The sequence below is a fragment of the Actinosynnema sp. NPDC023587 genome, assembly GCF_040640215.1.
Classification (GTDB): domain Bacteria; phylum Actinomycetota; class Actinomycetes; order Mycobacteriales; family Pseudonocardiaceae; genus Actinosynnema.
This window is the reverse complement of sequence record NZ_JBFABG010000010.1, coordinates 71890-87687: the sequence shown is the minus strand read 5'-3', so window position 1 is coordinate 87687 and position 15798 is coordinate 71890. Positions and strand designations below refer to the sequence as shown.

At 73.6% G+C, this 15798-nt stretch carries 6 protein-coding genes; 4 read left to right on the top strand and 2 right to left on the bottom strand.

Annotated features, from left to right (window positions below; genetic code table 11):
- Positions 1-202: 202 nt before the first annotated feature.
- Positions 203-2935 carry an ABC transporter substrate-binding protein gene (locus tag AB0G01_RS24655; protein WP_360949332.1) on the top strand — a complete coding sequence of 911 codons (2733 nt, stop codon included), beginning with the start codon at positions 203-205 and terminating at the stop codon, positions 2933-2935.
- 541 nt (positions 2936-3476) lie between these two features.
- Here the strand turns inward: AB0G01_RS24655 and AB0G01_RS24650 are convergent.
- Together AB0G01_RS24650 and AB0G01_RS24645 are read right to left on the bottom strand one after the other, a co-directional pair.
- Positions 3477-8930 (bottom strand): carboxyl transferase domain-containing protein, encoded by a 5454-nt coding sequence (locus AB0G01_RS24650; RefSeq protein ID WP_360949330.1) that lies wholly within the window; start codon positions 8928-8930, stop codon positions 3477-3479.
- 327 nt (positions 8931-9257) lie between these two features.
- A complete protein-coding gene (locus AB0G01_RS24645; protein WP_360949328.1) occupies positions 9258-11471 on the bottom strand; it encodes a glycoside hydrolase family 3 C-terminal domain-containing protein in 2214 nt (737 codons plus the stop codon).
- Positions 11472-11668: 197 nt separating this feature from the next.
- Here AB0G01_RS24645 and bla point away from each other — a divergent pair, with 197 nt between their 5' ends.
- The 3 genes from bla (at position 11669) to AB0G01_RS24630 (ending at position 15738) form a co-directional block, all read left to right on the top strand.
- The gene (gene bla, locus AB0G01_RS24640; RefSeq protein WP_360949728.1) at positions 11669-12595 is read left to right on the top strand and encodes a class A beta-lactamase; all 927 of its coding nucleotides are present in this window, start codon (positions 11669-11671) and stop codon (positions 12593-12595) included.
- Positions 12596-12666: 71 nt separating this feature from the next.
- Positions 12667-12849 carry a hypothetical protein gene (locus tag AB0G01_RS24635; RefSeq protein ID WP_360949326.1) on the top strand — a complete coding sequence of 61 codons (183 nt, stop codon included), beginning with the start codon at positions 12667-12669 and terminating at the stop codon, positions 12847-12849.
- 153 nt (positions 12850-13002) lie between these two features.
- On the top strand, positions 13003-15738 hold the full coding sequence (locus AB0G01_RS24630; protein ID WP_360949324.1) for a BTAD domain-containing putative transcriptional regulator: 2736 nt from the start codon (positions 13003-13005) through the stop codon (positions 15736-15738).
- Positions 15739-15798: the final 60 nt, after the last annotated feature.

Below are 15798 nucleotides of genomic sequence, written 5' to 3'. Positions count from 1 at the left end.
CGCCACCCGGATGTCGCAACACCCCTCGAAACACGGTCGGCGATTCCCCGGTCGGCGGTAGATTCGCACTCGGTCGCCGACAACGCGTTCACGCAGAACTGCGGTGTGCAACGGTTCCGCTCTTCCCGCGACAACAGCACCAGGTCGGCTGCCCGCACGACGTTGCACGAGCCGCCCACGTAGTCGTTGTTGAGGGGGGACCTTGCCCAATCCGGTGTTCCTCGGTGTCGACGCCCTGCTCACGCTGGTCCGAATGCTCATCCACCGCCCTCGGCTGTACGAGCGGGACGGGGACCTGGACCGGCGCGGCGACCTGCCGCTCCCCCTGGTGTGCCTGATCCGCGAGCCGGGTGCCAACGGCTTCCTGCCCACCCTGGACCGGTCGCTGGACGCCAAGGTGCCCAAGGTGCCGCACGTGCTGGTCACCCCGGCGGACGCGCTGAAGCACCCGGACGCCGTGCTGCCGCTGTTGCACGCGCTCCACCAGAAGTTGCGCGGCGGGCAGTTCGGCCGGAACTCCTTCAAGCACTTCGACCACTACGAACTGGCGCACCACCTGACCGGTGCCGAAGTCGCGCCGAAGCAGGTCAAGTTCGAACGGCCCGTCGAAGGCGTCCTGCGCTCGTGGGGTCGGCACCGCATGTTCGGCGCGGTGGACGACCTGGCCGACAAGGCGGGCGACCGCGCCCAGTTGCTGATGGCGCTGACCAAGTTCGCCGGTCGGCTGGTCGGCCTCTACTGGGGCCGGGACCGCGTTCCGGGGCTCGGGCGGGAACGGCGGTGGTTCATGCGCCAGCCGTACATGGTCCCCCGCCACTCGTCCGACTTCTTCTCCTTCGCCGAGCGGCTCACCAAGGACCGCCGGGACTCGGAGAACCCGGACCAGTTCCGCAAACTGCTGGTGCACGCCTTCCTGGAGGACCTGCGCACCGCCTACCGCCGCACGTGGGCCGGGTTCGTCCCGCGCAGGCGGGCACTGCGGCGGACCACCTACGTGCCGGTGCTGCTCGACGACGTCGACCCGGCCGGGTGGGAACTGCTGCGGTTGGTGAACGAGGTCCGCAACGAGACCGGCGAACTCGACCCGCTGCTGTTCGTCACCGCCGGCGGCGAACTGCCCGCCGAACTGGCCCACCCCACCACGCCGATGACGCCGAACGTGGCCGAAGAGGCGTTCAGCACGTGGAAGGGCCGGCTGCCACGCCGTCGGCAACTGCTCGCCGAGGACGCCCGCTACCTGTTCGTCAGCCTGCCCGCCTCCGCACCGGCCGGCTCGACCCTGCCGACCCGCGACCGGCACGCGTGGGAGCTGGACGAGCGGGAGAACCCGCGCCGCGAGCCGTGGCCGGCGCGGCGCGGCGTCGCCGAGCTGATGGCGGCGGTCGTCCTGCTGGCGGCCCTGGCGCTGCCGGCGCTGTCGGTGCGGACGCACTGGCTGGCCGACTGCGCGTTCTTCGGCGCGGCGTCGAACGGCATCGCCACCAGGGTGGTCGACGTCGACGGCCAGGACCAGTGCGTCGGGTACAGCGACAACCCCGGCCAGGTCTTCGGCGGCAACGAACGGCTGCGTCTGGCGCAGGAGCACGTCTTCGCGCAGAACGCCCAGGCGGCGCTGCTGCACGAGCAGTCACCCAACCGGCCCTACTTCAGCCTGGTCTACTTCGCCGGGTTGACCTTCAACAAGAGCATCCCGGCCGCCGAGCACGCGGTGGCCGAGGAACTGGAGGGCCTGTACATCCGCCAGCGCCAGTTGAACACCTCCGAGGTCATGAACGGACCGCTGCTGCGCATCGTCGTGGCCAACGGTGGCAGCAAGATGCAGGCCGCCGACACCGTCGCGCGGGACCTGCTGGTCCCGCTGGTCGAGGCCGATCCCCGCATCCTGGGCGTGGTCGGCTTCGAGCGCAGCGTGCGGCAGACCGAGGAGGCGATAGCCGAACTGGGCGACCACGGCATCACCGCCGTCGGCACCACCTTGACGAAGGTCGGGCTGGACGCGAAGTCGCCGGTGTACTTCCAGTTGGTGCCGGACAACACCAAGCAGGCCGAACTGGTGCGCGACTACGCCAACCGGTTGTCGATCAAGAAGCTCACCATCTACCACGGGGGCGACGGCCGCCCCGACGCCTACGTCGACTCCCTGGTGGCAGAGCTGCGGTCGATCCTGCCGGAGGACCGGATCGAGGTGTCCAACTGGCGGGAGTCGGCCAAGGCGCTGTCGGAGGAGTGCCTCCGGGCCGGGAGCGACCGGAGCGACGACATCGCCTTCTACACCGGCCGTGAGGACGAGTTCGGCGACTTCCTGCGCGCCATCCGGAACAACTGCGCGGACCTGGCCAAACTCCCGCGCATCGTGGCGAACGACGCCGTGTCGAGGTTCGTCGCCCACACGCCCGGCCGGGCGAGCGACGACTTCAACGGCGTGTCCCTGTCCTACGTCGGGATGGGCAGCCTCGTCGTGCTGGCCGGCCGCCCCTGCGTCGAGGGCGAGGACCGGGCGTTGGTCGACGCGGCGGCGATCCTCGACAAGTTCTGCGCGGGCTACGAAGGGCTGCGCGGCCAACTGGCCGAAAAGCTGTCCGAGAACGAGAAGCCGGTAGCCCCCTGGCCGGGCGAACGGGTCGGCGGCCTCTACGACACGGCGAGCCTCTTCGACGCCGCAGTCCGAGAACTGCGCCCGGAAGGCGGACCCACACCCCACCGCGCCGCAGTGGCCCAACGGCTCCGCGAGATGCCGTTCCAGGGCACCACGGGCCTGATCGACTTCAAGCAGAGCAGGATCGCCAACAACCGCAACCTGGCCATCCTCAAAATAGAGGACATCCACGACGTCGAAGGCGCACCGGGAGTTCCGGCCTGCGACCTGATGATCGGAATGCTCTACACCGAACAACAGCGCCGACACCCGAACAACTGCCCCCTGACCACCCAATAGCCCCCTTACGCCCGCACCCCCGCACCCCGCTTCGCGGGCTTTTCCCCTCCCGCCCCCGCCCAGGCCGCAGTTAACACCGGGTCGTCGGTGTCAAGGGTGGCCGAAGGCCATCGCGCAGCGACGCGAAGCGCCCTTGATACCGGCGGCCCGGTGTTAAACCATCGGGCCGCCCGGGGGACGAGGCCGCGCTCTTCGGCACTTCACTGTGACCCAGGCCACACACAACGCTCGGGAACAAGCCGGGGGTGGTCTTCGTTGTACGGATCGGTCGGTGCGGTCCGTGTCCCCGGGCCTCACCTGAAATGCCTTCGCGGAATACCGTTCGGCTGGAGCCGCGTCGCGCACACCGCCGAGAGGCGACCGCCGTGCCGACCCCCAACGTTCCACGGGCGTGACCGGCTACGGCCGGCACGTACCGTGGCGCGTTCTCACTCCTCCCAGCTCAAAGCCGGTGAGGGCCCCGCCCACCGCAACACGCGATGAACGGAACCCCCACCCCAGCCGACCAGCCAACCAACCAGCCGACCGGCCGACCGGCCACTCAGCCCAAACGCGCCTCGACAGCCTCGATGATCCGGGGCCGGAGCTCGGCGGCCCGGATGACCGCGTCCACGGACCCGACCTCCACCGCACGCCGGATGTTGTGCACCCGGTCGAACTCAGCGGCCACTTCACCGAGCTTCTCCGCGCGGACCGAGGACCGCAGCTCGTCCAGCTCGGCGGTCAACGCGGCGCGATCAGCACCGGAGGCCGCCACGACGCGGGCTTCCAGGTCCAGCACGCGTTGGTCGGCCGCCGTGCGGGCGTTGACGTCCCCGGAGAACACCGCCGCCGCAGCGGGCGCGCCTCCCAGCACGGAGGCGTAGGACCCCTCCAGCGCCAGCACCGTCATGTTCGGGTTCAACGCCTTCGAGAACACCACGAACGCACCGCCGTGGTAGCGCGAGATCACGCAGAACACGATCGGTCCCCGGAAGTTCACGATCGCCCGGCCGATCTCCGCGCCGTACTCCAACTGGAGTTTGCGCATCGACTCCGGCGAGCCGTCGAACCCGGACAGGTTCGCCAGCACCACCAGCGGCCGGTTGCCGCTGGCCGCGTTGATCGCCCGCGCGGCCTTCTTCGACGAGCGCGGGAACAGCGTGCCCGCCGTGTAGGTGTCCGGCCCGTCGGTGGGCGGGAAGCCGCGCCGGGGCACCGACCGCGACTCGATGCCCAGCAGGCACACCGGGATGCCGCCGAGGTGCACGTCCTGCACGGCGGCGGTGTCCGCGTCGGCCATGCCCGCCCAGCGCTCCAGCACCGGGTGGTCCTGGTCGGACAGCGCCCGCATCACGGTCCGGATGTCGAACGGCTTCTTGCGGTCCGGGTTCGCCTCGGCGGAGAAGATCTGGCCGACGGTGGTGAAGTCGCTGTCCGGCAGGGAGTGCGGGAAGTCGGAGACGTCCCGGTCGACCGGGTCGGTCGTCCGGGCGCGGCGCGGCCCGTCCTCGCCCGGCGCGACGTAGGTGTGGTCGTAGTACGACATCAGCACGCCGCGCGCGGCCGTCAGGTCCGGTGCCCAGTACTGCGCCTGGCCGTTCGGCCCCATCACCCGGTCGTAGCCGCCGATGCCGAAGTTGTCCTCGGCCGACACGCCACCGGAGAAGTCAAGCGCCTGCTTCCCGGTCAGCACCATGGCCGAATCGGGCGTCATCACCAAGATGCCCCTGGTGTGCATGAGCATCGTCGCCTCGGCGTTCCAGTACGGCTGCGCGCCGACGTTGATGCCCGCGACCACGATGTTGATCTCGCCGCCGTCCTGGGTGAACTCGACGATCCGCTTGAGCGCGGCGGCCACCCAGTCCATGTTCTCGGTGCCGGACTCCATGGAGATTCGGGCTCCGGCGGACAGCGCGTACCACTCCAGCGGCACCCGCATCTGCTCCGCGAGGTCCAGCGCGGCGATCACCCGGCGGCACTCCGGCTCGGACAGCGCGCCGAGCGACTTGGTCGGGTCGCCCAGCAGCACGACCCGGGTGACGCCCTGCGGGTGCCGCCGGGTCGGCGTGGTGACCACGCCCGCGACGATCGCCGCCGAGTTGCGGCCCTTCGGCCGGTCGACCGGCACCAGCGCGTGGTTCTCGTCCAGGTCGTGCTCGGCGAAGTCGCCGAGCAGGCCGGTCAGCTCGTACGGGTACACCGTGTTGCGGCTGCTGGCCCGCAGCACTTTCTGGCGGTAGGCGTCCAGCGGTTCCAGCGGCTCGGAGGACGGCTCGCCCACGGACAGCGAGCTGCCGCCGGCCGCGTCGAACGAGACCCGCACCGCGATCTTGACCAGCTCGCCGGTCTTGGGGCTGCGCTGCCGCGCGATGAAGAGGATCTCCTCCAGGCCCGCGCCCGCCGTCGTCGGCAGGACGCGACCGGCGATCAACTGGAGCTCGGTGCGGGTGATGTCGCTCGCCGGCCAGACGTAGACCACGATCCGGTTGGTGCCGAGGCGCTTGTTCGACGGCTGCTGCGCCCGCGCCCGGCGGATCGAGTCCAGGCACAGGGCCACGGTGTCCTCGGCGGTGGGCAGCGCGACCAGCCGGCCGTCCTGCTCGCGCAGCTCGGTCAGGTCCCGGACCTGGGCGAACGCGACGAGCCGGTCGTCGGAGGGGTTCTCCCGCGCCACGCACCGGAACAGGTAGACCTCCTCGTCCGAGGACGGGACCCGGGTGAGGTCGAACTTCCGCAGCCGCTCCAACTGCATCCGCTGCGCGATGTACGGGTGCAGGCCGCGGATCAGCCGCTCCTCGGCCATCCCGGCGGTGGACGGGCGGAAGGTGAAGTGGTGGTGCATCACCGCGCCGCCGCTGCCCGCGACGGTGGCGGTGACCCGGCGGACCTGCTCGGGCAGCGCGTACCCGCCCATGACCTCCGCCAGCGCCGCCGCCATGGCCTCGGAGTCCTGGGGCTGGTTCTCCCAGGCCAGGTAGATGTCGGCGTCGAGGGAGTCCTCCCCGTCTGCCAGCTCGGCAAGCCCGCGCAGCGCGCTGCCCAGCGCGTCGAAGCCGACCGCGGTGGAGGCCACGCACGAGTCGGCGCGCTCGGCGACGACGAACGTGCAGCCCGCGACCTCGTTGGTGCGGACCCGGGTGAGGCCCTTGTTGCCGTAGTACCGGCGGGTCAGCACCTCCAGCATGATCTCGTTGTCGAGGTCGGCGCGGACCAGGCGCTGGCCGAGCAGCCGCACCAGCGGTTCGGTGCTGCGCACCATCCCGGCGATCCGCTCGGCGCGGTCCGGCGCGTCCGGGTTCGCGTCGAGGTGGCGCAGGTGCTTGCGGACGTCGGCGTAGACGCGGGCGCGGTTGCGGCGCAGCAGCGGCCGGGCGAACCAGGCGAACACCACGCCGCGGGCCAGGTCGGCGACCACCGGGAAGCGGACCTGGGTCGCGGCGACCAGGCGTTCCAGCGCGAGGCCGGCGGTCTCCCGCAGCGCCTCGTCCGGCGGCAGTTCCCGCAGCCACGCGCGCAGCAGCGAGGTGACCACCGTCGCGTCGGTGGCGGCGCGCTGCTGGGCCAGGAAGATCCGGAACACCGCGGCTTCGAGCTCCGGCGTGCGCTCCAGGTCGGTGACGCCGTAGTGGCCCAGCGCCTTGGCGAGCTTGGCCTGGAACGACTCGGGCAGGCCGGCGCGCTCGACGTCGAGGCTCTGGAGGTAGGTGTGGAAGTACTCGCGGGCGCTGTGCACGTGCCCGCCGCCCTCCTCCCCGGCCGGCCGGTTGCGGCTGAGCTCGGCGAGGTCGGCGAACACGGCGACGAGTTCGAGCTCCTCGGCGGGCGGCCGGTGGCCGTCGTCGTCGACGGCGCGGCGCGCGGCGAGGTAGTCCTCCAGCACCCGGCCGTCGTCGTGCGGGTCGACGTCGAAGCCGAGCAGCAGGCTGCGCAGGTCCTCGCGGCAGCGCGTGGCGCGCTCCAGCGCCGGGAGCCGCGCGGGCGCGGCGGGCAGGTCGAGTGCGGCCGACGCCCCGGTCGCGGTCTCCTCGGCCTCGGCGTCGACGACCGGTTCCAGCCGCAGCAGCGGCGCGCCGGTCTCCACCTGGCTGCCGACCGAGACGACGCACTCCTTCAGGCGGGCCTTGAACGGCGCGCGGAGCACGGTCTCCATCTTCATGCTCTCCAGCACGAGGACCGGCGCGCCGGCCTCGACCTCCGCGCCGACGGCCAACGGCGTGGCGACGACCAGCGCGGGCGCGGGCGAGCGGACCACGCCGCCCTCGTCGCGGCTGACCCGGTGGGTGACGCCGTCGACCTCGATCAGGTGCACCGACCCGAACGTGTCGGTGAGCAGGCGGTAGCGGGTGCCGTCGACCACGATCCGGCCGGTGTGCCGGTCGAAGCGGTCCAGCTCGACGTCGACGACGCGGAGGTCGTCACCGGCTTCGACGCCGACCCGGAACCGGTGCGCGCCGACCCGGGCGACGCGCACCCGGTAGTCGACGCCGCGCAGCTTGAGGTCCAGCGGCCGGCCGCTCTCGTGGCGCACCTGGGGGCGTCCGCCGAACGCGGTGGACAGCAGCCGCTGCCGCTCGACGCGCTCCTCCTCCTCGTACGCCTCGATGGCGGCGGCCACCAGCGCGACGGCGGAGTGCCGGTGCGAGACCAGCCGGCCCTCGGCGCGGACCCGGTCGATCCAGCCGGTGTCGGCGCTGGCGTCGATCACCTCGGGCTGGTCGAGCAGGTCGAGCACGAAGCTCTTGTTGGTCGCGCCGCCCTCGATGACCACGGTGGTCTGCGCCATGGCCCGGCGCAGCCGGCCGAGCGCCTCGTCCCGGTCGCGGCCGTACGCGATGACCTTGGCGATCATCGAGTCGAAGTCGGCGGGGATGGTGTCGCCCTCGCTGACCCCGGTGTCGACCCGGATGCCCGGTCCGGCGGGCAGGTCCAGCCGGGCGATGCGGCCCGGGGACGGCGCGAAGTCGCGGTCGGGGTCCTCGGCGTTGAGGCGGGCCTCGATGGCGTGCCCGCGCTCGACCGGCGGCTCCCCCTCCAGCCGACCGCCGGACGCGACCCACAACTGGGCCTTGACCAGGTCGAATCCGGTGGTGGACTCGGTGATCGGGTGTTCGACCTGGAGCCGGGTGTTGACCTCCAGGAACGCGAACAGCCGGTCGCCGGGGTGGTACAGGAACTCGACGGTCGCCGCGCCCCGGTAGTCGACCGCGATGGCCAGCCGCTCGGCGGACGTCTTGAGCTCGGCCGTCTGCTCCGGGCTGAGCACCGGCGAGGCGGATTCCTCGATGACCTTCTGGTTGCGCCGCTGCACCGAGCAGTCGCGAACGCCGAGCGCCCACGCCGTGCCCTGGCCGTCGGCGATGACCTGGACCTCCACGTGCCGGGCACCGGTGACCAGGCGCTCCAGGAACACCACGCCGCTGCCGAACGCCCGCGCGGCCTCCTGGCTCGTGCGCTCGTAGGCATCCGCCAATTCCGCCGCGTCGGTGATCACGCGGATTCCGCGGCCACCACCGCCGGCCGTGGCCTTGAGCATCAGCGGGTAGCCGATCTCCGCGGCCGACGCGACGGCGGCCTCCAGGGACTCGACCGCGCCCCGGCTCCACGGGGCGACCGGGACGCCGACCTCTTCGGCGATCAGCTTCGCGCCGATCTTGTCGCCGAGCTTGCGCATGGCGTCCGGGGAGGGGCCGATGAAGGTCACGCCGACCTTCTCGCACAGCTCCGCGAATGCCGGGTCCTCGGCGACGAAGCCCCAGCCGACCCACGCGGCGTCCGCGCCGGTCTCGACCAGGGCGCGTTCCAGCAGCTTCAGGTCCAGGTAGGGACGTGCGGAGGCGGGACCGAGGTCGTAGGCGATGTCGGCTTCGCGCACGAATGTCGCCGTGCGGTCGACGTCGGTGTGCAGCGCTACCGTTTCGATCGTTGTGGCGGTCTCCGCGGCCAAATCCCTGACCGCGTGGATGAGCCGCATCGCGGCCTCACCACGGTTGACGATGACGACACGACTGAACACCGAAAGAACCCTCCTGTCGACTGTGCGCGCCCCTTACGAACAACCCCCGCGCGCCAGTACAGCCTCGCCTCTACTGGCCGGTAGGGGAATGGCGCACAGAAAGCATGACACGGCTCTGTATTTGTGGAGAACGTCCAAAAGCCCAGGACCCGATCACGGTGCCGCCCCGGGCCCCCGGTGTGACCTGCGCGATAGCCCGACCCCGGTCGGCACGACGACCGCCCGGAGGTCACCTGGTCGCGCGACACCCCCGCGCCCACCCCGCCGCGCGCACCGCCACCCGATCGTCCGATGTGGACGGTCCGGGTCCGTCGCCGGGCCGCGCGATCAGCGGTTCGCGGCGGCCACCAGCGCGGCGACCGCCTCCGGGTCGAGCGGACCGCCGGGCAGGAGCTTCGCCACCCGGTCCAGCGGCATCGCGGCGGCGAGGGTCAGCAGGGCCGGGTCGACCGGTGCCGCGCCCGGCCCGGCCAGCGCCGCGCGGAGCACCTGCGCGCCGCGCGGGTCGGCGAACCACTCCGCCAGGCTCGACCGGGCGGTGAGCGGCACGCGCACGTCGTCACCCGCCACCTCGACCACCGCCGTCGTGCGCAGGTCGCGGGACGACGCGCCGACCGCCACGTGGTGCTCGCCGCCCTCGACCACCCAGCGGCCCAGCCGCACGTCCCAGTGCGCGAGGTCGTCGCGGGCGATGTCCAGCACCACCTCGGCGGCCCGACCGGCCTCGACCGGCACGGAGGCGAACGCCTTCAGCTCGCGCGGCGCGCGCCGGACGCGCGAGCCCGGCCGGCTCACGTACGCCTGGACGACCTCGCGCCCGTCCCGGTCGCCGGTGTTGGTCACCGCGACCCGGACCCGGATTCCGGTGTCGTCGGCGGTCGCCGTGGCGGTGCCGTACTCGAAGGTCGTGTAGGACAGGCCGAAACCGAACGGGTAGGCCACCGCCAGCTCGCGCGCGTCGAACCCCCGGTAGCCGACGTGGATGCCCTCGCCGTAGCGCAGGTGCCCGTCCGCTCCCGGGAAGTCCAGCGCGGACGGGTGGTCGGCCAGGTGCAGCGGAATCGTTTCAGCGAGCCGGCCGGACGGGTTGACCAGCCCGAACAGCACGTCGGCCACGGCGCTGCCGCCCGCCTGGCCGGGCAACCAGCACTCCAGCACGCCGGGCACCGCCGCGTCCCAGGGCGTGGTGCGCACCACGCCGCCGTTGCACAGCACGACGACCGTGCGCGGGTTGGCCGCCGCGACCTGCCGGACCAGCTCCAGGTGGGCGGCGGGCAGGTCGAGCGTCGTGCGGTCCCGGCCCTCGGTCTCCTCGGGGGTGCCGACGAACACCAGCGCGACCTCGCTGTCCCGGGCCGCCGCCACGGCCTCGGCGATCAACACCGAGTCGGGCTCGGCCGCGTCGTAGCCGGGCGCGAACCGGACCGACGCCGACGTCGCGGTGGCGATGCAGGTCAGCGGGTCGTCCAGCCGCGTCGGGGTGATGGTCGAACTGCCGCCGCCCTGGTAGCGCGGGGTCCGCGCGTACTCGCCCAGCACGGCCACCGACGTACCGCTCACCGGCAACGGCAACACGCCGCCCGACCCGCCCGACGCGCCACCCGCAGCCGGCGGCACCCCGACGGCGTCGTTCTTCAGCAGCACGATGCCGCGCGCGGCGATCTCCCGGGCCAGCGCGTGGTGCGCGTCGGCGTCGAACTCCCCCGCTTCGCGCCCGGCGGCACGGCGCACCAGGTCACGCACCCGGTCCGCCGCCGCGGCGAGCGCCTCCGGGGCCAGGTCGCCCGCCTCGACCGCGTCGACCAGCGCCCGGTCGCCGGCCTCGTCCGGTCCGGGCATGGCCAGGTCCAGCCCCGCCGCGACGGACGCGACCCGGTCGACCACCGCGCCCCAGTCCGACACGACCAGGCCGTCGAACCCCCACTCACCGCGCAGCACGTCGGTGAGCAGGAAGCGGTTCTGGCTCGCGTGCACGCCGTTGACCTGGTTGTAGGAGCACATCACCGTCCACGGCCGCGCCTGCCGCACCACCCGCTGGAACGCGCTCAGGTACAGCTCCCGCAAGGTGCGCTCGTCGAGGTCGGCGCTGACGGTCATCCGGTCGGTCTCCTGGCTGTTGGCCGCGAAGTGCTTCACCGACGCGCCCACCCCCCGGCTCTGGACGCCGCGCACCCACTCGGCGGCCAGCACGCCGGTCAGCAGCGGGTCTTCGGAGAAGTACTCGAAGTTGCGCCCGCACAGCGGACTGCGCTTGAGGTTGACCCCCGGCCCGAGCAGCACCGCGACGTCCATCGACCGCGCCTCGTCGCCCAGCGCCTCGCCCATCCGCCGCACCAGCCCGGGGTCCCACGTCGAGGCCGTGGTCACGGCGGGCGGGAAGCACGTCGCGGGCCGACCGGTCAGCGGGTCGCCGGGCGTGGCGGCCACGCGCACGCCGTGCGGTCCGTCCGTCAGCGTGATCGCCGGCGTCCCGGCGGCCTCGGTGGTGTGCCAGAAGTCGGCACCGCTGGTGAGCGCGGCCTGGTCGGGGTGCGACGTCATTCGGAGCCCCTTCGCCTGCGGAGTGCCCACCGGGCGGCGACGTTCCGTAACCTAACCCCGCTCTGCGGGACCCGCACGAGATGCGGTTTCAGGACATCCGCAGCCGTGCACGTCGGGCCGCGAGACCGGCCGGGACCGGACCTGCGGCACGACCACGGGGCGACCGTCCTACCACCTCGTCGACCAGGGGGAACACCATCGCACCGATCGCCCGCCGCACGCTGCTCGGCTCGGCCCTGCTCCTCCCGCTGGCCGCGTGCGCGACCTCGGAGCCGCCGCCATCCGGCACGTCCGCACCACCGGTGACGACGACCACTCCCCCGACCACCACTCCCCCGCCCGCGCCGCCGGACGGTCGCTGGGAGGAGTTGGAGCGGAAGTACGACGCGCGCTTGGGCGTGTACGCGGTCGACACCGGCTCGGGTGCGTCCGTCGCCCACCGCGCCGACGAGCGGTTCGCGTTCTGCTCGACGTTCAAGGGCCTGGCGACTGCCGCTGTACTCCGGCGCACTCCCCCGGCGCGCCTGGACACCGTCGTCCGCTACACCGAGGCGGACCTGTTGACCAGTTCGCGGATCACCCGCGAGCACGTCGCCACCGGGATGACCCTCCGCGACCTGTGCGACGCGGCCGTCCGGTACAGCGACGGCACCGCGGGCAACCTGCTGCTCCGCGAGGTGGACGGGCCGGGCGGGCTGACCGCGTTCCTGCGCGGCCTGGGCGACGAGGTGACCCGCGTGGACCGGATGGAGCCCGACCTGGTGGAGGCCACCCCGGGTGATCCTCGTGACACCACCTCCCCCCGGGCGATCGGCACCGACTACCGGCGGATCGTGCTGGGTGACGTGCTCCCGGCCGACGAGCGCGCGGTCCTGCGGGACCTGTTGGAGCGCAACACCACCGGGGAGCGGCGGATTCGCGCCGGCGTGCCGAGGGGGTGGGTGGTGGCCGACAAGACGGGGTCCGGCGACTACGCGACGGCCAACGACATCGGCGTCGTGTGGCCACCGGATGCCGCCCCGCTCGTCCTAGCGGTCATGTCCAGCAGGGCGACGGCGGACGCGGAGTACGACGAAGCGCTCCTCGCGGAGGCCGCGGCGCACGTCGTGGAGGTGCTGGCGTGACACGGCGTCCGGGCGTTGCCGGTCGCGGCCGGGGTGGCGGGAGGTCCGGGGTTCGCCGGCCGGAGAAGTCGATGCACGTCGGGGGACGGGCCGTGGACGTCCAGCCGCAGGACTCGGCGAGCTGGGTCGAGCGCAACGCGGCGAGCCCAGACTGGTGCCGCCGGTACGACACCGAGTACCGGCACTTCGAGTACAAATCCTCCTACGCCACCTCGGGCTGTCCCGCGCTGCTCCCGAGCGCCACCGGTTCGTGACCGGCGGACCCGAGCCCGACCCCGACCCGGCCGCCGCGTGCGCACCGACCGGGGATGAGGCCGCCGATCGAGTGAACCCCGGTCAACGTTCCGCGTCGCCCCGACCGACCCGGTAAGCCTGGAGGGGCAGCCGTGTTCGCAGGGGGGACGGCGATGACGACAGTGTTCACCTTGCTCGGCGAGGTGACCGCGCGGGTGGACGGGCGACCGGTCGACCTGGGACCGGCGCGGCAGCGGTGCGTGCTGGCCGCGTTGGCGGTGGACGCCGGTTTCGTGGTGCCGGTCGAACGGGTGCTCGCCCGGGTCTGGGGTCCCGATCCGCCGTTGCGCGCACGGGCCACGCTGCACAGCTACCTCTCGCGCCTGCGCCCGTTGCTGGGGCCGGCCGGTCCCACCCGGCGGGCCGGCGGCTACCTGCTCGACGTCGAGCCGGACGCCGTGGACCTGCACCGGTTCCGCTACCTGTGCGCGCGGGCGCGCACGGCGGACGACGAGCACGCCGAGGTGCTGCTGTCCGAGGCGCTGCGGCTGTGGCGCGGGGACGCGCTGGCGGGCCTGGGCGGCGAGTGGGTGGCCGCCGAGCGGGACCGGTCGGGTGGCGAGCGGCTGACCGCCGAGTGCGACCTGGTCGACGCCCGGCTGCGGGCGGGGCAGGGCGGGAACCTGGTCGCCGAGCTGTCGGCGCGGGCCGCCGAGCACCCGCTGGACGAGCGGATCGCGGGGCAGTACCTGCTGGCGCTGTGCCGCGCGGGCCGGCCGAGCGAAGCCCTGGAGCACTACCGCCGGCTGCGCACCCGCCTCGCCACCGACATCGGCACCGACCCCGGTGTCGCGCTGCGGCGGCTGCACCAGCGGATCATCGACGACGACCGCACGCTGACCGTCGCACCCCACAGCGGCGGCGTCGTGCCGGTGCCGCGCCAGCTCCCCCCGACACCGCCCGGGTTCACCGGCCGGGAGGCCGAGCTCGCCGCGCTCACCGCCCACCTGGACGGCGTCGCGCCGGGCGGGTCGATGGTGCTCGCCGCCGTGGCCGGGGCGGGCGGCATCGGCAAGACCTGGCTGGCGCTGCACTGGGCCCACCGGCACGCCGACCGGTTCCCGGACGGGCAGTTGTTCGTCGACCTCCAGGGGTTCAGCCCCGCCGCGACCCCGCTGGACCCGGCCGTCGCGGTGCGCGGGTTCCTCGACGCGCTCGGCGTCGACCCCCGGTCCGTGCCACCGGACCCGCATGCCCAGGCCGGCCTGTACCGGAGCCTGGTGGCGGACCGGCGGGTGCTGGTCGTGGCGGACAACGCGCGCAACGCCGAGCAGGTGGTGCCGCTGCTGCCGGGCAGCCCGACGTGCACCGTGCTGGTGACCAGCCGGCACCGCCTCACCGGTCTGGCCACCGGGCACGGCGCGCACCCGGTGCGGGTGGACGTGCTCACCGACGCCGAGGCGCGCCAGGTGCTGGAGCGGCGGGTGGGCGTCGAGCGGGTGGCCGCCGAGCCGGACGCGGCGGCCGAGCTGCTGGCCCACTGCCACGGGTACCCGCTCGCGCTGGCCGTGGTGACCGGTCGGGCGTGCGCCGACCCGGGGTTCCCGCTGGCGGTGCTGGCCGCCGAGCTGCGCGACGCGCGCCTGGACGTGCTGGACGACGACAACCCGGCCGCCGGCCTGCGCGCGGTGCTGTCCTGGTCGCACCAGGCGCTCACCGCCGAGCAGGCGCGCGTGTTCGCGCTGCTGGGCCGCGCGCCCGGCCCGGACATCGGCCTGCGCGCGGCGGCCGGTCTGGCCGGCCTGCCCGACGCGGTCACCCGGTCGGTCCTGCGCGCCCTGGAGAACCTGCACCTGGTGCAGCAGCGCAGCCCGGCGCGCTGGCACCTGCACGACCTGATCAAGCGGCACGCGGCCGACCAGGACGTCCCGGACGCCGACCTGGGCCCGGCCCTGGCCCGCGTGACGGACCACTACCTGCACACCGCCCACGCCGCCGACCGGCTGCTGAACCCGCACCGCCCGCCGATCCCGTTCGGCGACCCCGAGCCGGGCTCCCGCCCCGGCGACCCGGCCGACACCGGCGCGGCGCTCGACTGGTTCACCGCCGAGCACCGCAACCTGCTGGCCGTCGCCCGCAGCGCGTCGTCGGCCCGGGTCTGGCAGCTCGCCTGGGCGCTGGACACGTTCCTCTACCGCCAGGGGCACCTGCACGACGCCGTCGCGGTGTGGCGGGAGGGGTTGGCGGCGGCGGACCGGTCCGGCGACCCGGCGGTCCGCGTCCTGGCCCACCGCCTGCTCGGCGCGGCGGTCACCTACGTGGGCCTGCACGACGAGGCGGTGGCGCACCTGTCGGAGGCGCTGGCGCTGGCCGAGGACGCCGGCGACGCGCTCGCCCAGGCCCACACCCACCGCTCGCTGGCCCAGATCGCCGAGCGGCGGGGCCTCGACCGGCGCGCGCTGGACCACGCCGGGCGGGCGCTGGACCTGTACCGGGGACTGGGCCTGCCGGCGCTGGAAGCGCTGGCGCTCAACGCGGTGGGGTGGTACCTGGCCCGGCTGGGCGACTACGACCGGGCCCGCGCCCACTGCGCGGCGGCGCTGGACCGCGCCGGTCGCGAGGTCGACGCCGCCGCCCTGGACAGCCTGGGCTACATCGCCCACCACACCGGCGACCACGCCGCCGCGGTGGAGCACTACCGGCGCGCCCTGGACCTGTTCCGCGAGGACGGCGACGTGTTCAGCGAATCCGGCACGCTCGACCGCCTGGGCCACCCGTTCCGCGCCCTGGGCCGGCCGGCCGAGGCCCGGCGCGCGTGGGAGGACGCCGCCCGGCTCTACCAGGCCCAGCACCGCGCCGACGAGGTCCGGCGGGTCCGCCTGCTCATCGCCGGCCTCGACCAGACCTGACCGCCCGGTGGTGCTCAGCCGGTCGGCCCCGAGTCGAGCGGGAGCGGTTCGCCTGGTCGG